Source organism: Microbacterium deminutum, assembly GCF_039530205.1.
GTDB classification, from domain to species: Bacteria; Actinomycetota; Actinomycetes; order Actinomycetales; family Microbacteriaceae; genus Microbacterium; species Microbacterium deminutum.
In genome coordinates this window covers 207215-228681 of record NZ_BAAAOG010000001.1, presented here as the reverse complement: position 1 = coordinate 228681, position 21467 = coordinate 207215, and the positions used below count along the sequence as shown (strand labels likewise).

The window sequence follows — 21467 nt, the reverse complement described above, 5'->3', positions numbered from 1 at the left end:
GTCATGGCTGCACGGCGGTCGGAGTCGGCTGCGGGACGGTCGGAGACGGCTGCGGGGGCAGATTCGGCTCGCAGGTCGCCGAGAAGGTCGCGGTCGCGGGCGACAGCCCCCAGCCCTGCGCCGACCAGTCCACCGAGACCGAGATGCCGTCGACGCGCGCCGTGCCGACCGGCACCGTCCAGGTGCCGACCGTGTGGGGCAGCTCGACTCCAGCCGCGTCGAAGTAGTGGAGCCCGGCGCTGTCGAACGTGATGCTCGCGAGGCCATTGGTCGAGTCCGCTCGCAGCGCCAGATCCGAACCGCCGACGCAGCTCTGCGCCGACCACCGCGCCTGCACCTGGTAGGGCGCGCTGCCGGCGCGCGGGACGACCGCCGCCCACGGCGTGGCCGTGCCCCAGACGCGATGCACGTAGCGGACCTGGATGCCGGGATCCCGGTCGAACACGGTCGTGGACGGCCCCCATCCCGAGAACTCGACACGGTTCTTGTTGGGGACCCGCTCGCCCGAGGTCGGGTCGTCGCGGATGATCCACTCCGCGCGGGAACTCGAGACGCTGGGCGTGCCGTCCACGGCGAAGGTCCAGCCGGTCGGGGCTCTGCCCGTCTGCTGGGCGCGCACCGACGCCGTGGCGGTCGCCCGGCCGAACGAGCTGCCGGCGTACCACGACTCGGCGCAGGCTGTGAACCGATACTCCTCGCCGTCCGGCAGCCCCGAGAACGTGGCGTCCCCGCCACCCACGCGCGTGTCGCAGCGCGCGCCTTCGCGCACGATCCCGTACTCCAGCGTGGAGCCGTCGCCGCCCGAGCGGGCGTCGGCATGAGCCGTCACCGTCGACGTGCCGTCGCCGTTGGACGCGGACGTCAGCACGAGCTTCACGTCCGTCGGCGCACCGATCCCGTTGGCCGACACGGTGACGACCCCTCCGGTCGGTCCCCCGCCGATCCCCGGCGGCACCTCGAACCTCGACAGCGGCCTCACTGTGACGGGTGTCGCCGAGTTCGTCCCGACGCGGTAAGACGGGACCTGCAGGCTGGTCTGTCCGGCTCCGACGGGCACCCGTACGGTCTCGCCCGTCGCGCTCGTGATCTCGAGGCTGCCGGTCTCGTCGGGATCGATCCCGTCGATCGACAGCGCGACGACGCCGCCTTCCCCGGTCGTGACGACCGGCTGCGCCTGGACCGAGGACGGCACTTTCGGCGGGTTGTAGGCCCATGCCACGGTGCTGACGCCGGTGCGCGACTGGCCCACGGCGTTCTCGGAGAAAGCCTCGTACGTGCGGGGCTCGCCGTTCGGCGCCGCGATGACCGGGCAGGTGCCGTCGGCAGCGCACCGCGCCACCACGGCTCCTCTCGAGCGGATCACGAATCCGCTCAGTGCCGGGTAGGCGAGCCGGGCGTCTCCGGGGTCGACGCGCAGGGTGAGCGTGCCGTCGGCGTACGCGGTCTCGGCGACGCTCGCGGGAGCCTGCGGATAGCCGAGCAGATCGAGCAGCAGCGTGCCGTCGCGCTCCGCGTTCGTACGGCGTCCCTGCGCGTCGCGCACGGAGAAGGTCGCGGAGCAGGTCGCGCCGGGCGCGTCCTCCGTCCAGGTCGCGACGACGGATTTCGCAGACCCGACGGTGAAGGTCACGCCCGTGCACTGGCCTGCGGGACGCACTTCGAACACCTCCAGCGGCGTTCGCGGAAGCGGGTTCACCTCGCCCGGCGCCCCGATGACGGGAATCGAACACGAGGATCCTGCCGCCTGGCTGCACTGCTGCGTGAGTGATCCGCCCTGGGGCAGGGTCGAGGGCGCCGAGCCGACACGCAGGATCAGCCGCACCGGCGCCACCCCGCTGTGGCTGGTGACCGAGACCATCGCGGCCTCTTCGGTGCCGGGCACGGCTCTGTCGGCACCCGTCACGGTGACGACGGAGCCGTCCAGTGAGACGTCGAACGCCGAGCCCGAGTAGTCCACGGCATACCGGATCCCGGCCCAGTCGTCGCGCAGCTGCCAAGTCGTCATGTCGCGGAGATCGAATGTCGCCGTCTCCCCCGGCCCGACCGTCATCGACCCGGCACGCAGCTGCGGCTGCGGGTCGAGCGCTCGCACCAGGATCGGCACCGACAGGTAGGTCCAGTCATGCTGGCCTGCGAGCCGCACCGGCACCTGGCACGCATCCACCCACGGTGCACCGGCTCCGGAGTCGTAGCGCACGGTGGTGCCGGACTCGACCACGCAGGAGGCGTCGGGACGAGCGCCCGATGCGCGGATGTCGCTGCCGACCTCCAGCCTGGTCCCGCGCGGCATCGCCACGAGATCCGCCATGTCGAACGAGACGGACTCGAGCTCGGTCACCCGCTGAGGCTTGGCCCCCGAGCGCATGGCGAGGGCGAGATCGTCGTCGCCGGGAACCCGCAGGAACGCGTAGGTCTTCACCTTGCCCGAAGGCCCCTCCCCGGTAACGGCGAAGGGGATGATGCGCGTCTGGGCGGGGAGCGGGCCTCTTAGCGACGTGCCGTCGACGGAGACCCCGTCCGGTTCGCCCCACAGCGACACTTTGAGATCGGAGACGTCCCCGCCCGACCAGGTGGCTTTGCCTGCGAGCACGTCGATCCCGTGCGGGAACTCTTCGCGCGTCTCGGCGGTCAGCACCGTGTCGGCGACGACAGGGTAGTCGGGCACCGCTTCGCGGACGACCTTCACGACGATGAGGCCGCGACCGGTGTTGCCGGAGCTCGATTCCACGTCGTACAGGTACGACATCGTGCCGGGCTCGGTCCCGGCGTCCACGACGACGGTCGTATCGTCCGTGGACGCGATCCGGCGGTCGAGCCGGGTGTACTCGTCGTTGACGGTGCCGTCGGCGAGAGTCTGCGGCAAGTCCGGGCTCACCGCGGTGATCCGCAGCGCGCCGCCTGTCGGGTCGACGTCGTTGGACAGCGGGCTCACCCGGATGGAGCTGCCCGCGCCGGCCTGCACCTGGACGTAGTCGGTGAAGGTGATCGGGCTGGGGTTGGCCTCCCCGTCGAGGACGCCGATGCGCACCGTCCCCTCGCCCGTCGCGCCGAACGAGTCGACGACCCGGTACCGGAACGAGACCTGGCCGTGGTCGCCGGGCACGCTGGCATACACGAGCGAGGTGCCGTCGGCCGAGATCGTGGCCGACCCGCGCTGCGGCTGGGTGACGACGCGGTCGAGGGTCACGACGTCGCCGTCCGGATCCATCCCGAACCCGTCGAATTCGATGACGGTGGACTGCCCGCTCAGCACGCGGCCCTCGAGCGTCTCGGGCGCCGGTGCGCGGTTGGCGTCCTGCCCCAGCACCCGTACGTGCACCGTAGCCGTGTCGGCGAGGGACGGCGTGCCTGTCGTGAACACCGAGTAGTCGATGCCGTAATCGCCGGGCTTGCTGGGCGCGAGATAGCGCAGCAGATCCCCTGACGCGAAGGCGAGGGCGTCCTTGCTGGATGACCGGACCGCCGCGGGGTTGAGCGTCGGCCGCCCGCCGGCCGGGGAGAGGTCGTTGTCGAGGACGGGGATGTCGATCTGCGCTCCGGCGCGCACCACGACGGTGTCGTCGACGGCGATCGGGGCGAGTTCGGGTGCCGGCGGCAGCAGGTAGACGGTCGCTTCGCCCTCGACCCGCGCACCACGATCCTCGGTGCCGTCGCTGACAACGTACGAGACGGTGCCCAGCCGCCCGGGCCCGCCCGAGGCCGTTGTCCCCGACACGCGCAGGTTGCTCTGACCGACCGCGTCCACCGAGAGCGAGGCGCCGGCATCCGGGACCGCGACCACGTCGCTGAGCAGCAGCACGCGGCGAGTCGGGTTGGAGACCACCGCGAAGACGTCGAGCGTCGCATCCTCCTGAGGATGGACGAACGCGACGACCGGAGCCGTCGCGAGCTGCGGCGGCGCGTCCGGCGGGAGGATGGTGATGCGGGCGGTGCCGGTGGCGTCGCTGGTGCCGTCGGTCACGGTGAAGTCGACACGGAAGGTGCCGGGTCTGGATGCCGCGAAGTCGAACGTGGTCGTTCCGTCGACGATGGTCGCCGTCGCCGCGGCCCTGTCGAGCACGCGCACAGATGCGAGCGACATCCTGCCGCTCGTCCCGGTGACGTGCGGTGCGACATCGACCGTGATCCCGGCGTCGAGCGTGTCGATCGTCGCGAACGACTGGACGGTGAGCTGCGGGTGCGGCGAGACCCGGACGACGAGTGGCTTGCGGACGGTCCGACCGGTCGTGTCGGCGATGGTCACCATCAGCTCGATGACCTCTTCGCCGCTCCCGCCGCTGTCGCTGTGCTGGTAAACGACCTCGCCGCCCGGCGTCGCGGCGACGCTCCCGACGCCGGACATGTTCTGCACCGAGAGCAGCAGCAGCGGGTCGCCCTCGGGATCGACCCATCCTGGCAGCACCGGCACCGTGACCGTGCCGCCACGGGCGACCTCGGGCTCTGGCCACGGGACGAGGCAGCCTTTCACGCCGCACCACTTCGGCGCCGAGTCGACCGCCGGATCCGCGACTGTCAGCGTCACCGACGTGGGCGGCGACATCAGGCCGCCCTCGGCGGTGCCGTCCGACACGGCGTAGCCGAGAGACGCCGAGCCGTGCGCGCCGGGAGCGACCCGCACCGTGATGCGCTGCCCGTCGTCGGTGATCGACGCCGTGCCGAATCCGGGGTCGAGGCCGGTGACCGACGCGGGATCGATGCTCAGCACGTCCTTGTTCGGGTCGTGGTCGTTCATCAGCACGGGCAGGCTCACGAGGCTGCCCGCGCGCACCCCGAACTCGTCGGGCTCGGCGACCGGCGGCTTGGGGTCGATGACCACGGCGAGCTGCTCGTCGCTCTGCACCGCATCGCTGTTGACCCTGTCGTCGAGCGACCAGTTCTGGCTCGAGGCGATGAGCGCACCGCTGGGGATCGCCCACGCCCATCCCGATCTGGTGTCGTTCAGGATGAGGGCCGTGTCGCTCGCGACGAACACCGGGCGCCGATCGTCCTGCAGTTCGCCGTTCGCGTAGCCGAGCGACGACGGACCGTCGCGCGAGCTCCAGAGCACCCCGCCGCCCCTGCCCTGACCGAGCCACGCGGCGTACACGACCCCGTCGTGCACGATCGGCTGCGCAGGCGCTCCGAGCTCGGTCGTCCCGGTGCCGGTGACGATGTCGATGCCCGACCCGTCGACCGCGATGCGCACCAGAACGGTCTGGTCGGCGACGTAGACGTCCTTCCCCGCGGGGTCGGGCTCGCCGACCACGATGGGTCCCGTGGTCGGCGCGTGGGAGACGGCATCCGCCCCTCGAAGCCACACGTCCCCGTCGTCCGTGTCGACCAGCGCCCAGGTGTCGCCCGCCGCGGTGATGGCGGGCGTCGACAGCGCATCGCCGACATCGACGGGATCGCGCCCACGCACGGTCGAGGCGCGGATGTCGTACCTCAGGACGGATCCGTCGGCGCGCGAGTAGCTGAACAGCATGCCGCGGCTGTCGACCGCGATCGCGTCCGCCGTGTACTGCCGTGCGTTCTCATCGCCGGAGGGGAACGGATCGAGCTGGGTGGCGGGACCGCCGTCCAGCAGACCGGCGAACACGGCGCCAGAGTCGGTGCGGTAGGCGACGTAGTCGCCGGCCGTGGCGACGTCGGTCGTGCCGGCGGGGGTCGACTGCGATGCGCGCAGCGCCTGCTCGTCCAGGTCCGCCGGCGCGGCCTCATCGATGCGGGTGACCTTGCTGAAGCTGTCACTGAAGAGGTACACGGCATCCCGCGACTGCACCACCCGGTCGGGGTTGCTGATGCTGCGGACCGTGTCCAGCTCGCCGACGGCGGTGTTGACCCGCGCGTAGCGGCGTCCGTCACCCGTCTGCAGCGCCCACACGCCGGTGTCGACCCCCGGCGTCTCCTGGGCGTCGAGCCCGGGCCAGAGGATGCTCACGCCGATCACGAGCGCAAAGACGACGGCGGCCGAGACTGCGGCGATCGTCCGAGGCCGCATCAGAGCACACCCGTCGCGAAGAGCGCCGCCAGCACCGCGGCGATCGCCACGACCGCGGCGGACACGGCGGCGATCATCCACACCGGCCCGCGCGATCGCGCCGGCGTGGTGAAGTCGGTGTCCTCGTCGCGGACGAGCGCGGCGATGCCCGACTCGCCGCGCGTCTTGCGCCGATCCTCGTGGTCCACGCGGGAGCGGGTGGGACCGCGCAGCGCGGTATCGCCGAAATCGACCGCACCGGATGCCGCGGACCACTCGTCATCGGGGATCTCGACCGGCGTCGCCGCCAGACCGAGCTCGGTCTGGACCCGCTGGAGCGCTTCGGCGAACTCGCGCGCCGACGCCCACCGCCGCGAGGGGTCGCGGCTCATCGCCGTCGCCAGCACGGTCTGCAGCGACTCCGGCACATCCGTCCGCGGGATGGCGGTGTAGCTCGCGCGCGCGATGCGACGGCGCAGCTGCTCCTTGGTGTTCTGCCCGCGGTCGCGCCGCTCGAACGGGCTGCGTCCGGCGAGGAGCGAGTAGACGGTGGCGCCGAGGCTCCAGACCTCGCTCGAGATGGTGCCGGCGGTCTCTTCGGCGATCACCTCCGGCGCGCTCCAGGGGATGGACATCGCGAGCACTTCGTCGGCGGTCGCACGGGCCAGCGACGACGAGATGCCGAAGTCGGCGAGCACCGGAGTTCCGAAGGTCGTGATGAGGATGTTGCTGGGCTTGACGTCGCGGTGGACCAGTCCGGCACGGTGCGCGGACTCCAGGGCGCTCGCCATTCGCACGCCCACGGTGAGCACTTCTTCCACCGGGATGCGCTCGATGCGGTAGCGCTGCGCGAGCGAGCCGGGGCAGTACTCCATGACGATGTACGGCCGTCCGTCCGCCGAGATGCCCGCCTGGTACACGGTGACGATGGCGGGGTGGGCCGACAGGTGAGCGAGGACATCGGCCTCGGCGTTGAACATCCTCCGCAGATCCGGATCCCGCACGTCGCTCGGCATGACCTTCACGGCCACGTTGCGCCGCGGCATGTCCTGCTCGTAGAGGAAGACATCGGCGAAGCCGCCCGAGCCGAGCGGCCGGATGTATGCGAGGCCGGGGAGGATCGGGGGCGCCGAGGGAAGGCGAGTGGTCACCGTACCTCCCCCAGGGTCGATCCGCCGTGGTGCGGCGGTTGGCGCGCGGCGGCGCCCGCAAACTCGGTCATGCTAACAAACCAGCCTTGGACGGCGCCGTGTGCCGTCGGAGGCTGGAAAGGTGTGTCGGGCCGGCTCAGCCGGCGGGTGGATCGTGAGGGTCGAACGGCACATCCAGAGAGCGGGTCAGCTCCTCGAGCATCGCCTCGATCTGAGGCTCCACGTACTCGCCGATGGCGGCCTGGATGCGCAGTCGATGGTGCAGCAGGATCGTGCAGACTTCACGGCCGACCATGTTGGCGTAGTCGTCGGCGAGTCCGACCTCCTGACGAAGCGCCGCCTTCGCCTCGTCGGTCAACGGCGGCAGTGCCGGGATGTCGGCATCCGCCGCTTCAGCCAGTCCTGAGATCGTGAACAGGAACGGAGCGCCGGGCACCGGGTCGGGATCCAGCGGGAGCCCCTCGAACTCCGGTTCCAGCCCCTCGGTCGGGCGATAGCTGCGGGCACGGTTGCGCGCCGCCTGCTGGTCGAGCTCGGCCTGGAGCATCGGAAGGTTCAGCGCGGTGTATTCGGCGACGGAGCGGTCGACGATCGTCTTGACGCGGGTCGAGAGTCCGTGCTGCACGCCGTGCGGCACGTCAGCGCCGAGGCCGGCGGCCGAGAGCACCGGAGATCCGAAGCATCGGCGGCACGGAGCGACCCGGCCCCGATGGGTGGACGGCTCCCAACGCGGCAGCCAGGTGAGCCAGGCATCCACCGCCTGGCTCACCTGGGTCTCGAGCGATCGCTCCACGAGCACAACGGTAGTACCGCACGCACCCTCGCACCCGCATGCCGGGACGGCAGGATACTCGGGATTCCGGTCCTATTCGTCGAATTCGTCCTCCCAGGGCCAGCGCGGGCGGCTGGCCCGGGTGCGCACCAGGGCGATCCCGCCCCATGCCGAGACGAGCGCCGCGGCCGCGACGACCACCCCGAACCAGGTGGTCGCGATCCGGCCTGCGGCGGCCGCGGCGGCCGCGAGGTCCGCCCCGGTCGTCACCGCCCCGACGAACAGCCCGCCGACGTACGCGAGGAAGCATGCCGCTGTGGTCCATGCGGCGCCCCAGTACGACGGCGACAAGCGAGGAGAGTCGCCCTCGGATGCGGCGGCGGATCGATGCGACCGAACTGCCAGCCAGAGCCCGATCGCGAAGGCGATCGTGGCGAAGACGGTCGCGACGATGCCGGGTGCCTGCCCGAGTCCGGACGTCGCTATGACGTCCTCGCCGAGGGCGAGGCTCACCATGCCGAGCCCGAAGATCAGAAGCGCGACGAAGGTCGCCGTCGCGAAGGCGAGCGCCGTGAGCGGGCGGACGGTGCCGCCGCCTTGCCCCGGGCGCGCGGTCACCTACTGACGGACGAGCTGCGGGCCCGCCTCGAGCGTGCGCTCGTACTCTCGCTGCGCCTCGACGTTCAGCTCGGTCACGCGGCGACCACGCGCCGCCGCCCATGCGCCGAACCAGATGGTGAGTTCGCGACCGATGATGAACGCGGCGATGGCGAGCGGAGTGTACAGCTGAGCCTGGATCAGCTGCTCCGCCTGAGTGGCCGTGAGCATCCAGAACGGCGCCTGGAAGAGCTGACCGAGCAGGTGCCCGCCGTACGACGCGAAGCCGACGAGCAGGCCGAAGACCACCCAGGCTCCCCAGCGACCGCGGTTGATGATGGCGCCCAGCAGCCAGAAGGCGAGGAAGAAGACGACAACCGTCACCCAGAGCGACCAGGTGCCGAGGGCGCTGACGAGGGCCCCGCCGGCGTTGTCGAGCGTGACCTTGCCGGAGAGCGCATCGAACCCGAGCCATGCGGCCAGATAGAGGACGGCGAACGCGAGGGCTGCGACGATCCCGATCGCGCCGGCAGCGGCGCGGTTGCCCCGCGGCCGAGGCGCCTCGGGCGCCTGGACGAAGATCGGCTGCACGGCAGGCGCCGTCGCGACGACGGGTGCCGCCGCCGCCACAGGGGTCTCGGCGAGGGGCTCGGCGGTCGTGACGACGGGGGTGCCCACGACGGGCTCCGCCGTCGTGGCGACAGGCGTCTCGTCGGAGGTGTCGCGATACGCGGCCTCGTAGTCTGCGGCGGTGGTGACCTCCGCCGCGCCGTCCACGGGAACGGATGCGGCCTCGACGGGCTCTTCCACGACAGGCTCCTTCTGGTCGGGCTCACCCGCGACGATCCCGTCGCCTGGTGCGACGCGTCTGGCAGCCTCGGCATCCGCGAGCCCCGCCTCGGCGTGCCCGACGACATCGTCGGGGACGGCGGGCTCCTCGACGGGTTCGCCGTAGGACGACGTGGTGTCACTCATCGGATGCACTCCTCACGCAGGGCACGTCCCCGCACTGCGAGGGTAACCCGCGCTCCGGCCGACCTCGTGGAGGCGTGCCGCATGGATTCCCGGGGCGCGCCGCGGTGGCGAGCCCGCACTCGCCGTTAAGGTGGGCGCATGTCACATCGAGGCGTCCGCATCGCCGCTGCCGCGGCATCCGTCGCCATCGCGCTCACCGCGCTCGCGGCGTGCGCTCCCGAGCCCACCGCCACGCCCTCGGTCACCCCGAGCGCGACGACCCCGTCGCCGACCCCGATCGCCACCCGCAGCCCCGGCGCGACGCCGGCGGCGCATGCTCTGCTGCCGACGGACTGCCGGGCGATCCTGACCGATCGGGTGCTGGCCGAACTCGACGGCATCCCGCTCAACGATCCCGCCGTCGGTCCGTCGGGCGTTCAAGAGGACGGCAGCCTGGTGTGCATCTGGGCCGACCCGGCCGCCGACACGACGAAGCTGATGACCACGATCAGCGTCATGTCGCGCGGACCCGCCCTCGAGCTGCTCAACGGCCTCGACGGCGAGCACAAGTTCACCTGTTACACGCCCGACGGCGGCACGCGCTGCGAGGCGACCTGGAAGGACAAGGACTACCCCGTGACCGACGGGCGGACGGTGTTCTGGCGGGACGACATCCTCATCGACACTCGCTTCTCGAACCTGGCGCCGAGCGGTTACACGGCCGCGATCATCGCCAGCGTCTTCGGCTGAGGCCGCCGAACCCGGCCCCTGCGGTCAGTGACCTGCTGCGGAGGAATACCCCGGTGCCGGGTTCCAGACCTGGGCTGCGACGCGCACGCCGTAATCGCTCGGGTGCCACGCCGTCTCCATGCTCGACAGCCACAGCCCGCCGCGAACCGTGTGCTCCTCGATCACCACCCCGCGGACGCGGATGCACTGCACCACGCCCCCGGTCATGGTGCACGTGAACCCCTGCCCGCGCAGCGCGGCGTCGGCGATCGTCGCGGCATCCTCCGGAACGGCTGCGAGGGTCGTGACGATCCCACCGCCACCCTGGAGCCGCCACGCGCACGTCACCCGCGAACTCGGCTCGAGCGCGTCGGCCAGGGACGCGACGGCGGTGGCGGGAGGCCCTGCGGTCTGGGTGAGCAGCACCCCGCCGCGCCACGTGAGCTCGGACCACAGGCTGTCGGGATACAGCGCCCTGCAGTCAAGAGGCTTTGCCGCGGCTGCGCGATCCGCGGGGGTCGGGGCTGCGACCGAGGTCGGCCGGGGCGCCGATGCGGCGCGCAGCGTGTCGCCGACCCAGGCGACCGTGACCGGGAACATCGGCAGCGCGAGCCACACCAGACCTGCCACAACGGCGGCGCACAGCATCCCCGCGGGCACGGCGATCCAGTTGCTGCGACCCCCGATCCGCGCCATCACCCGCCTCCCCCTCAACGGTAGATCGCGGATGCCGGTGCCCCCCTGCGGCGCGCTGGGCCGCGGCATCCCGCACCCGGGCCGGTGTTCCCCATCTTTCCCGGGTTCGGGGCGCGTCCTGTCCGTCGGGGCGGACCTTGCGCGCCCCAGCGGAAAGACGGCGCCCCGAACCCGGAGTGGTCGGACCGGGGACCGCATGCGCCGGGCACGACGAAGGGCCCCGGCGAACCGGGGCCCTTCGTGCGACGCGGGTTCGCGTCAGTTGTACGTGCCGGGTGTGAAGTCGTCCGTCGAGAAGCTGTCGAAGTCGACGTAGCTCAGGTCGGCGTCGCTGTACGCGCCGTCCGAGGCGAAGATGCGGTTGGGGTACCGCTCGCTCTTGGCCTCTTCCGTCGCCTCGACCGTGACGTTGCGGTACTTCGCAAGTCCGGTTCCGGCGGGGATGAGCTTTCCGATGATCACGTTCTCCTTGAGGCCCAGGAGCGGGTCGCTCTTGCCCTCCATGGCCGCCTGGGTCAGCACGCGGGTAGTCTCCTGGAACGAGGCGGCCGACAGCCAGGACTCGGTCGCAAGCGACGCCTTGGTGATTCCCATGAGCTCCGGGCGACCGGATGCCGGGCGCTTGCCCTCGGCGACGGTCGCACGGTTGATGGCCTGGTAGCGCTTGAAGTCGACGAGCTCACCCGGGAGCAGGTTCGTGTCGGCGTGATCGACGACCGTGACCTTGCGGAGCATCTGGCGGACGATGACCTCGATGTGCTTGTCGTGGATCGGCACACCCTGCGACCGGTACACGCCCTGCACGCCGCCCACGAGGTAACGCTGCACCTCGCGAGCACCCTGCACGCGCATGACCTCCTTGGGGTCGAGCGTTCCGACCTGGAGCGGCTGGCCGACCGTGACGTGCTGGCCGTCCTCGACCAGCAGTGTCGCGCGCTTGAGCACCGGGTAGACGTGCGGCTCGTCGCCGTTGTCGGGGGTCAGGATGACCTTCTTCGAACGGTCGGTCTCGTCGATCGTGATGCGTCCGTCGGACTCGGCGATCGGTGAGGCGCCCTTCGGGGTGCGAGCCTCGAAGAGCTCCTGCACGCGGGGAAGACCCTGCGTGATGTCGTCGGCCGAGGCCGAACCACCGGTGTGGAAGGTGCGCATCGTGAGCTGCGTGCCGGGCTCGCCGATCGACTGGGCCGCGATGATGCCGACGGCCTCGCCGATGTCGACGAGCTTTCCGGTCGCGAGCGAACGGCCGTAGCACTGCGCGCACACGCCGACGGCGGAGTCGCAGGTCAGGACCGAGCGGACCTTGATGGTCTCGACGCCCGCCTCGATGAGCTTGTCGATGAGCACGTCGCCCACGTCCTCGCCGGCCTGCGCCAGGACGTTGCCCTGAGCGTCGACCGCGTCGGATGCGAGCGTGCGCGAGAACACCGAGTTCTCGACGTTGGCGTCCTTGACGAGCGAGCCGTCGGGACCCATCGCCGCGATCGGCAGCTCGAGACCCTTGGTCGTGCCGCAGTCGTCTTCGCGGATGATGACATCCTGCGAGACATCCACGAGACGGCGCGTGAGGTAACCCGAGTCAGCCGTACGGAGGGCCGTGTCGGCCAGACCCTTGCGGGCACCGTGCGTCGCGATGAAGTACTCCGCCACCGACAGACCCTCGCGGTACGAGGAGATGATCGGACGAGGGATGATCTCACCCTTGGGGTTGTTCACCAGGCCTCGCATGCCGGCGATGTTCCGGATCTGCAGCCAGTTGCCTCGAGCGCCCGAGGACACCATGCGGTTGATGGTGTTCTCCTCCGGGAAGTTGTCGCGCATCGCGACCTGGACCTCGTCGGTGGCCTCGGTCCAGATCTTGATGAGCTCCTGGCGACGCTCGGAGTCGGTCGTGAGACCCTTCTCGAACTGTGCCTGGACCTTCGCGGCGCGCTTCTCGTGGCGGCCGACGATCTCGCCCTTGTTCGGCGGGGTCAGCACGTCGCTGAGCGCCACCGTCACACCCGAACGCGTGGCCCAGTAGAAGCCGGCGTCCTTGATGCGGTCGAGCGTCGCGGCGACCTCCACCTTGGGGTACTCCTCGGCGAGCTTGTTCACGATCTGCGACAGCTTGCCCTTGTCGGCCTGCTCGCGCACGAACGGGTAGCCCTTGGGGAGCGTGTCGTTGAACAGCGCCTGGCCGAGCGAGGCATCCAGCAGTCCATGACGGTCGTAGTCCTCGGGCGCCTCACCCTCGAGGAAGGTCAGACCCGGAACCCGGATGCGGACCTTCGCCTGCAGGTCGAGCTCACCCTCGTCCTTCGCCATGATCGCCTCGGAGACCGAGCCGAACGCACGGCCCTCGCCCTTGGCGCCTTCCTTGACCGTGGTCAGGTGGTGCAGGCCGATGATCATGTCCTGCGAGGGCAGGGTGACCGGACGGCCGTCCGAGGGCTTCAGGATGTTGTTCGACGCGAGCATCAGCACGCGGGCCTCGGCCTGGGCCTCGACCGACAGCGGCAGGTGCACGGCCATCTGGTCACCGTCGAAGTCCGCGTTGAACGCGGCGCACACGAGCGGGTGCAGCTGGATGGCCTTGCCCTCGACGAGCTGAGGCTCGAAGGCCTGGATGCCGAGACGGTGAAGCGTGGGCGCACGGTTCAGCAGCACAGGGCGCTCGCGGATGATCTCCTCGAGCACGTCCCACACCTCGGGACGCGTGCGCTCGACGGCGCGCTTGGCGGCCTTGATGTTCTGCGAGTGACCGAGGTCGATCAGGCGCTTGATGACGAACGGCTTGAACAGCTCCAGAGCCATCTGCTTGGGCAGACCGCACTGGTGCAGCTTGAGCTGGGGACCGACGACGATGACCGAACGGCCTGAGTAGTCCACGCGCTTGCCGAGCAGGTTCTGGCGGAACCGGCCCTGCTTGCCCTTGAGCATGTCGGAGAGCGACTTGAGCGCGCGGTTTCCGGTGCCCGTGACGGGGCGACCGCGGCGGCCGTTGTCGAACAGCGCGTCGACGGCCTCCTGCAGCATCCGCTTCTCGTTGTTCACGATGATCTCGGGAGCGCCGAGGTCGATGAGGCGCCGGAGGCGGTTGTTGCGGTTGATCACGCGGCGGTACAGGTCGTTGAGATCGGATGTCGCGAAGCGGCCACCGTCGAGCTGCACCATCGGGCGGAGCTCCGGCGGGATCACCGGGACGACGTCGAGCACCATGGATGCCGGGCTCATGCCGGTCTGCAGGAACGAGTTGACGACCTTCAGGCGCTTGATCGCGCGGATCTTGCGCTGGCCCTTGCCCTCCGAGATCTGCAGGTGCAGGCTCTCGGACTCGGACGCCAGGTCGAACGCCTCGAGGCGACGCTTGATCGACTCCGCGCCCATGTAGGCCTCGAAGTACTGACCGAAGCGGTCCTGGAGCTCGTGGAAGATCTCGTCCTCGCCCTTCAGAGCGCCGACCTCGAGGGTGCGGAAGTCCTCCCACACCTTCTCGAGACGCACGATCTGGTCGTCGAAGGACTTGCGGATGCCCGCCATGTCCTTCTCGGCGGCATCCTTGACCTTCTTCTTCTGGTCGGCCTTGGCGCCTTCCTCTTCGAGCGCGGCGAGCTCCTCCTCCAGCTTCTGGAGGCGCGTGGCGATGCGCGCGTCGCGGCGGTCGCTGAGCGTCTTCAGCTCGAGGCGGATGTTGTTCTCCTGCGTCGGCAGGTCGCGCTGGCGCGCCTCCTGGTCGACCGAGATCACCATGTATGCGGCGAAGTAGATGACCTTCTCGAGGTCCTTAGGCGCCATGTCCAGCAGGTACCCGAGGCGCGACGGGACGCCCTTGAAGTACCAGATGTGGGTCACGGGCGCGGCGAGCTCGATGTGGCCCATACGCTCGCGGCGGACGGAGGACTTGGTGACCTCCACGCCGCAGCGCTCGCAGACGATGCCCTTGAACCGGACGCGCTTGTACTTGCCGCACGCGCACTCCCAGTCACGCGAGGGCCCGAAGATCTGCTCTCCGAAGAGGCCGTCCTTCTCGGGCTTGAGCGTGCGGTAGTTGATGGTCTCGGGCTTCTTGACCTCGCCGTACGACCAACGACGGATGTCGTCGGCAGTGGCCAGGCCGATGCGAAGCTGGTCGAAAGTTGTTGATTCGAGCACTAGTTCTCAGTTCTCCTGTGTCGGAATTCTGTTCGTTGCCTGGCGACTTAGATCTCGTCGATCGACGAGGACTCGAAGCGGCTGGAGATGTTGATGCCGAGTTCTTCCGCAGCGCGGAAGGCGTCGTCGTCGGTGTCGCGGAGGTTGACAGGCGTGCCGTCGGCCGAGAGGACCTCGACGTTCAGGCAGAGCGACTGCATCTCCTTCATGAGCACCTTGAAGGACTCGGGGATGCCGGGCTCCTGGATGTTCTCGCCCTTGACGATGGCCTCGTACACCTTGACGCGGCCGAGGATGTCGTCGGACTTGATCGTGAGGAGCTCCTGGAGCGCGTACGCGGCGCCGTAGGCCTCGAGCGCCCACACCTCCATCTCGCCGAAGCGCTGGCCGCCGAACTGGGCCTTACCACCCAGTGGCTGCTGCGTGATCATCGAGTAGGGGCCGGTCGACCGTGCGTGGATCTTGTCGTCGACGAGGTGGTGCAGCTTCAGGATGTACATGTAGCCGACCGAGATGGGCGCCGGGAACGGCTCGCCGGAGCGGCCGTCGAACAGCTGGGTCTTTCCCGTCGAGTCGATGAGCCGGACGCCGTCGCGCGTGGGGTTCGTCGAGTCGAGCAGACCCGCGATCTCCTCCTCGAACGCACCGTCGAACACCGGGGTCGCGACCTTCGTGCCGGGGGCGGCCTCGCGGGCCTCGTCGGGCAGGCGCGCGGCCCACTTCGGGTTGCCGTCGACCTTCCAGCCCTGCTGGGCGATCCAGCCGAGGTGGGTCTCGAGGACCTGGCCGAAGTTCATGCGACCGGGGATGCCGAGCGGGTTCAGGATGACGTCGACCGGCGTGCCGTCGGCGAGGAAGGGCATGTCCTCGATCGGGAGGATCTTGGCGATGACGCCCTTGTTGCCGTGGCGGCCGGCGAGCTTGTCGCCCTCGGTGATCTTGCGCTTCTGGGCGATGTAGACCACGACGCGGCGGTTGACGCCCGAGCCGAGCTCGTCGTCGCCGTCCTCGGCGTTGAACTCCTTGACCGCGATGATCGTGCCCTGCTCGCCGTGAGGCACCTTCAGGGACGTGTCGCGCACCTCGCGGCTCTTCTCGTTGAAGATCGCACGGAGCAGGCGCTCCTCGGCGGAGAGCTCGGTCTCGCCCTTGGGCGTGACCTTGCCGACCAGGATGTCGCCCGGGCGGACCTCGGCGCCGATGCGGATGATGCCGCGCTCGTCGAGGTCCTTCAGAAGGTCGGGGCTCACGTTCGGGAGATCACGGGTGATCTCCTCTTTGCCGAGCTTCGTGTCGCGGGCGTCCACCTCGTACTCCTCGATGTGGATCGAGGAGAGGGTGTCGTCCTTCACGAGGTCCTGGCTGAGGATGATGGCGTCCTCGAAGTTGTGGCCCTCCCATGTCATGAACGCGACGAGGAGGTTCTTGCCGAGCGCGAGCTCGCCGTTCTCCGTCGCCGGTCCGTCCGCGATGACCTCGCCGACCTCGACCCGCTCGCCCTCGCTGACGATGACGCGCTGGTTGTAGCTGGTGCCCTGGTTCGAGCGGTCGAACTTGCGCAGGAAATAGTCCTGCGTGCCACCCTCGTCCAGCTGCACTGTCACGTAGTCGGCCGACACCTGGGTGACGACACCGGCCTTCTCGGCGGTCACGACGTCACCGGCATCGATGGCCGCGAAGCCCTCCATGCCCGTGCCGACGACCGGCGACTCGCTGCGCAGCAGCGGGACGGCCTGACGCTGCATGTTCGCACCCATGAGGGCGCGGTTCGCGTCGTCGTGCTCGAGGAACGGGATGAGCGACGTCGCGACCGACACCATCTGGCGCGGCGAGACGTCCATGTACCCGATCTCGTCGGCGGGGAACAGGTCGACCTCGCCGCCCTTCTTGCGGGCGAGGACGCGGTCCTCGGTGAAGTGCCCGTCGGCCTTGAGCGGCGCGTTGGCCTGGGCGACGATGAAGTCGTCCTCTTCGCTCGCGGTGAGGTAGTCGATCTGGTCGGTGACCCGGCCGGCGACGACCTTGCGGTACGGCGTCTCGATGAAGCCGAACGCATTGATGCGGGCGAACGACGCGAGCGAGCCGATGAGGCCGATGTTCGGGCCTTCCGGGGTCTCGATCGGGCACATCCGGCCGTAGTGCGACGGGTGGACGTCACGGACCTCGACGCCGGCACGCTCACGCGACAGACCGCCGGGGCCGAGCGCCGAGAGGCGACGCTTGTGGGTCAGACCCGCGAGCGGGTTGTTCTGGTCCATGAACTGCGACAGCTGCGAGGTTCCGAAGAACTCCTTGATCGCGGCGACCACGGGGCGCACGTTGATCAGGGTCTGCGGCGTGATCGCCTCGATGTCCTGCGTGGTCATGCGCTCGCGGACGACGCGCTCCATGCGCGACAGACCGGTGCGGACCTGGTTCTGGATGAGCTCGCCGACGGCGCGGATGCGGCGGTTGCCGAAGTTGTCGATGTCGTCGATGTCGAGGCGGATGTCGGCCGTCTTGCCGGCGCGCAGGCCCTCGAAGACGGTGTCGCCGCGGTGCAGGCGGACGAGGTACTTGATCGTCGCAACGATGTCGTCGACGGTGAGCACCGAGTCCGAGAGCGGGCCGGCGAGACCGAGCTTCTGGTTGATCTTGTAGCGACCGACCTTGGCGAGGTCGTAGCGCTTCGGGTTGAAGTAGAAGTTGTCCAGCAGCGCGCGGGCGGCCTCGGCGGCGACCTGCTCGCCCGGACGGAGCTTGCGGTAGATGTCGCGGAGCGCGTCCTCCTTGGAGAGGATCGTGTCCTTCGACAGCGTCTCTTCGATCGAGTCGAAGCCGGCGAACTCGCTGAGGATGTCCTCGCTGGTCAGGCCCAGGGCCTTGAGGAAAACGGTGACCGACTGCTTGCGCTTGCGGTCGATGCGGACGCCGACCTGATCGCGCTTGTCGATCTCGAACTCGAGCCAGGCGCCGCGGCTGGGGATGATGCGCGCCGAGACGATGTCCTTGTCGCTGGTCTTGTCGGGCGTCCGGTCGAAGTAGACGCCGGGCGAGCGGACCAGCTGCGACACGACGACACGCTCGGTGCCGTTGATGATGAACGTGCCCTTGTCCGTCTGGAGCGGGAAGTCGCCCATGAAGACCGTCTGCGTCTTGATCTCACCGGTCTGGTGGTTCATGAACTCGGCCTCGACGTAGAGCGGGGCGGCGTAGGTCTTGCCGCGCTCCTTGCACTCCTCGATGGAGTACTTCTCGGGCTCGAGATACGGGTTCGTGAACGAGAGCTGCATCGTCTCGCTCAGGTCTTCGATCGGCGAGATCTCCTCGAAGATCTCCTCGAGACCGCTGATCTCGGGCACATCCGTGCGGCCGACCTGCTTGGCGCCTTCGACGCGAGCCTTCCAGCCGTCGTTGCCGACGAGCCAGTCGAAGGACTCGGTCTGAAGCGCCAGCAGGTCGGGGACCGTCAGCGTGTCGGAGATCTTGGCGAACGAGAGGCGGGAAGCTCCGCGGCCGTTCTTGGTGGTGGTGGTGGTTGCGTTGCGCGCAGCAGCCAAGGGGATTACCTCCGTGGGCCCGGGGCGGGGCTCGTTTCCTTGTCGTCAGGGTGGAGTGCTCATTCGTCCCCGAAACCTGGCGCCACACTCCGCTTCGCACGCACGGCGAAGAAGCGGGGGCACGCAGGCACAGCCGACCACCATATGAGGGCAGGGGGAATCCAAGAGCGCAACTACCTACTATACGGCGGATGTCGAGATATGTCCAGTCGGATTCTTGACGAGTTCCGGATGCTGCGGTATAACCCTGCCCCACCGCGGTTTTCCGGTCCGAACCATGGACGCATGCCCACGCATAGGTTCATGATGATGCACATGACTGGGGTTCGGCACCCCGTGATCCGAACGCCCGATCATCGGATCCGGGTGTTCGTGAGCTCGACCCTTCGAGAGCTCGCGGACGAGCGGCGCGCGGCGCGCACCGCCATCGAGCGGATGAGGCTCGCGCCCGTGATGTTCGAACTGGGCGCGCGCCCGCACCCGCCGCGCGAGCTGTACCGCTCCTACCTCGAGCAGAGCGACGTGTTCGTCGGGATCTATTGGGAGAGCTACGGCTGGATCGCTCCCGACGGGGACGTCTCGGGGCTGGAGGACGAGTACAACCTCGCCCCGCGCGGAATGCCGAAGCTGATCTACATCAAGGCCAGCACGCACCGCGAAGAACGGCTCACCGCGCTCCTCGCCCGGGTCCGCGACGACGACACCGCCGCCTACTTCACGTTCGAGACCGCCGACGAGCTGCAGGACCGCCTCGCCGACGACCTCGCCACCCTCTTCGCCGAACGATTCGAGGAATCTCGCGCAGAGCAGCCGGCTGCGGCATCCGAGGACTCGGCGGTCACCCGCATGCCCGCCGCCTACACGCGCATCATCGGCCGCGACAGAGCGATCGAGCAGGTCGTCTCCCTTCTCAGGGATCGCGCGACTCGGGTGGTGACGATCTGCGGGCCGGGCGGAATCGGCAAGAGCCGGCTCGCGATCGCCGTCGCGGAAGCGGCCGCACCGCTGTTCCCGGATGGCATCGTGTTCGTGCCCCTCGAGAACGTCCTCGAGCCGGAGCTGCTGCTGTCGACGATCGGGTACGCGCTCGGCATCCGGGAGACGACGGGGCTGCAGCTGGAGGAGCGTCTGGCGCTCGCCCTCGACAAGCGGCGGCTGCTGTTCGTCCTCGACAACTTCGAGCAGATCGTGAGCGCCGCCCCGATCCTGGTGCGCCTGTTCACGATCGCCCCGGACGCGGCGTTCCTCGTGACGAGCCGAGTCGTGCTCCGGATACGGGGGGAGCGCGTATTCGACGTGGACCCGCTTCCGACGAACGATCCCGAATCGCCCGATTCGATCGGCCGCGCCCGGAACGCCGCCGCCATCGAGCTCTTCGCCGAGCGCGCCCGGGCGGCGAACCCCGAGTTCGAACTCACGGACGCCAATCTCGCCCCGGTGGTGGAGATCTGCCGCGTGCTGGAGGGTGTGCCGCTCGCGCTCGAACTGGCCGCCGCGCGGATCCGCCTCCTCGGGCCGGCGGACATCCTGCGGCGGCTCGACAGGCAGCTGGCACTCCTGGTGGACGCCTCACGTGACGTCCCCCTCCGCCAGCGCACGCTCCGATCGACGATCGAGTGGTCGGCCGAGCTGCTCGACCCATCGTCACGCCGGCTGCTCATGGAGCTCGCGGTGTACTCACCGGGGTTCACCCTCGCCTCGGTGGAAGCCATGGGGCGACTTCGAGAGTGGGACTTCGACGTCTTCGAGTCGCTGGAGACGCTCGTGGACTCGTCGCTCGTCCATCAGGACGACGTCGACGGCCAGGCGGCCTTCTCGCTGCTCGTGAGTGTCCGCGAGTACGGCGTGGAGGACCTCGCAGCGACGGGGCAGGAGGATGCCGTCCGCGACGCGCATGCCGCCGTCTATACGGCGGTCGCACGCGCAGAGGCGGAGAACCTGGGCACCGGCGACCAGCTCGCAGCCGTCGCCCGGCTCACCCTCGAGCGCGGCAACCTGCGCGGCGCGGTGCGCCACCTGGCCGCCCGGGCCGACGCCGAGACGGCATGCGACGTCGCCTGGCGGCTGTTCGTGTTCTGGTGGGTCGGCGGGTACCTCTTGGAGGTGGCCGTGTGGCTGCAGGCGATCCTCGACCGCACCGGCGCCGTGGCCTCCTCGCGCGAGCAGGCGATCGTGGCCTTCTACGCCGGATGGCGCGACGCGTGGACGACGCACCGACCGGGCATCGCGCCGATCCTGCTCGACGCCGCGAAGGAGTTCGAGAGCGAAGGCGACATGCTCGGTGTCGCCATGGCCACGACGACCGCCGGCGTCGCCGAGATCAACAGCCCCGCACCTGACGTCGCCGCCGCCTCGCGCTGGCTCAGCGAGGGTGCCGAGGCATTCCGCCGGGCCGACGTCGGCTGGGGCGAGTGCCTCGCGCTGGTCGCGCTCGGTCGCATCGCCCTGCTGATGGGACGCCACGACGACGCCACCGAGCTGTTCCGCCGCGGGGCCGAGGCGTCGCGCGCCTGCGGCGAGCGATTCGCCGGCACCGTCGCGCTTCACCATGTGGGGCGGATGATGCTGCTCTCCGACCGCCTGGACGACGCGGAGGACGCATACCTCGAGAGTCTCTCCGGATCGGTCGCCCTGCGGCACGAGGAGGGCATCGCGTACTGTCTGGAGGGCCTCAGCGCCGTCGCTGCGCGGCGGCGGGATGCGAGGCGCGCGGGCGTGCTCGCCGGTGCTGCGGCGAGCATCCGCCGGCGCACCGCCGCGATCGACGCCGACGCGTTCGTCTATCACGTGCGCTTCCTCGACGAACTGCGGGCGACCGATGCGGCGGCGGAACTGGCGGAAGGCGAGGCTGAAGGGCTCGAATTCGGCTCGTTCGAGGCGGCGCGGTTCGCCGAGCGTGACGCGAGGCGGCTGGTGTCGCCGTGACAGGAGCCCGG

General features: G+C 69.7%; 10 protein-coding genes. 2 read left to right on the top strand and 8 right to left on the bottom strand.

The genetic code is table 11. From position 1 onward, the window contains the following. Position 1 precedes the first annotated feature (1 nt). The 5 genes from ABD212_RS00980 to ABD212_RS00960 all read right to left on the bottom strand — a co-directional run bounded on the left by ABD212_RS00980 (position 2) and on the right by ABD212_RS00960 (position 9454). Complete coding sequence (locus tag ABD212_RS00980) at positions 2-5980, bottom strand: Ig-like domain-containing protein (protein ID WP_344090270.1); 5979 nt, start codon at positions 5978-5980, stop codon at positions 2-4. Beyond that, a complete protein-coding gene (locus tag ABD212_RS00975; protein ID WP_344090268.1) occupies positions 5980-7110 on the bottom strand; it encodes a serine/threonine-protein kinase in 1131 nt (376 codons plus the stop codon). The genes ABD212_RS00980 and ABD212_RS00975 overlap by 1 nt, the downstream gene beginning before the upstream one ends. Before the next feature lie 136 nt (positions 7111-7246). Beyond that, complete coding sequence (locus ABD212_RS00970; protein WP_344090266.1) at positions 7247-7903, bottom strand: spermidine/putrescine ABC transporter substrate-binding protein; 657 nt, start codon at positions 7901-7903, stop codon at positions 7247-7249. Between the two features lie 72 nt (positions 7904-7975). Next, positions 7976-8500 carry a hypothetical protein gene (locus tag ABD212_RS00965; RefSeq protein WP_344090264.1) on the bottom strand — a complete coding sequence of 175 codons (525 nt, stop codon included), beginning with the start codon at positions 8498-8500 and terminating at the stop codon, positions 7976-7978. Then, positions 8501-9454 carry an ABC transporter gene (locus ABD212_RS00960; protein ID WP_344090262.1) on the bottom strand — a complete coding sequence of 318 codons (954 nt, stop codon included), beginning with the start codon at positions 9452-9454 and terminating at the stop codon, positions 8501-8503. A 138-nt stretch (positions 9455-9592) separates the two neighbouring features. On the opposite strand from ABD212_RS00960, the gene ABD212_RS00955 reads away from it, so the two are divergent. Then, on the top strand, positions 9593-10183 hold the full coding sequence (locus ABD212_RS00955; RefSeq protein ID WP_344090260.1) for a DUF3558 domain-containing protein: 591 nt from the start codon (positions 9593-9595) through the stop codon (positions 10181-10183). Between the two features lie 24 nt (positions 10184-10207). On the opposite strand, the gene ABD212_RS00950 is transcribed toward ABD212_RS00955, so the two are convergent. The 3 genes from ABD212_RS00950 to rpoB all read right to left on the bottom strand — a co-directional run bounded on the left by ABD212_RS00950 (position 10208) and on the right by rpoB (position 18531). Next, positions 10208-10858, bottom strand: a complete 651-nt coding sequence (locus ABD212_RS00950) for a hypothetical protein (RefSeq protein ID WP_344090258.1) — start codon at positions 10856-10858, stop codon at positions 10208-10210. A gap of 258 nt (positions 10859-11116) precedes the next feature. Further along, positions 11117-14992 carry a DNA-directed RNA polymerase subunit beta' gene (gene rpoC / locus ABD212_RS00945; RefSeq protein ID WP_344090256.1) on the bottom strand — a complete coding sequence of 1292 codons (3876 nt, stop codon included), beginning with the start codon at positions 14990-14992 and terminating at the stop codon, positions 11117-11119. Between the two features lie 47 nt (positions 14993-15039). Further along, positions 15040-18531: a DNA-directed RNA polymerase subunit beta gene (gene rpoB / locus ABD212_RS00940; RefSeq protein WP_344090254.1), complete on the bottom strand. Its 3492-nt coding sequence runs from the start codon at positions 18529-18531 to the stop codon at positions 15040-15042. Between the two features lie 315 nt (positions 18532-18846). On the opposite strand from rpoB, the gene ABD212_RS00935 reads away from it, so the two are divergent. After that, the gene (locus ABD212_RS00935; protein ID WP_344090252.1) at positions 18847-21456 is read left to right on the top strand and encodes a DUF4062 domain-containing protein; all 2610 of its coding nucleotides are present in this window, start codon (positions 18847-18849) and stop codon (positions 21454-21456) included. Positions 21457-21467 lie beyond the last annotated feature (11 nt).

Bases quoted from the DNA above. Each gene is read 5' to 3' on its own strand.
- ABD212_RS00980 (WP_344090270.1), bottom strand. From the start codon at position 5,980: ATGCGGCCTCGGACGATCGCCGCAGTCTCGGCCGCCGTCGTCTTTGCG.
- ABD212_RS00960 (WP_344090262.1), bottom strand. From the start codon at position 9,454: ATGAGTGACACCACGTCGTCCTACGGCGAACCCGTCGAGGAGCCCGCC.
- ABD212_RS00955 (WP_344090260.1), top strand. From the start codon at position 9,593: ATGTCACATCGAGGCGTCCGCATCGCCGCTGCCGCGGCATCCGTCGCC.
- ABD212_RS00950 (WP_344090258.1), bottom strand. From the start codon at position 10,858: ATGGCGCGGATCGGGGGTCGCAGCAACTGGATCGCCGTGCCCGCGGGG.
- ABD212_RS00935 (WP_344090252.1), top strand. From the start codon at position 18,847: ATGACTGGGGTTCGGCACCCCGTGATCCGAACGCCCGATCATCGGATC.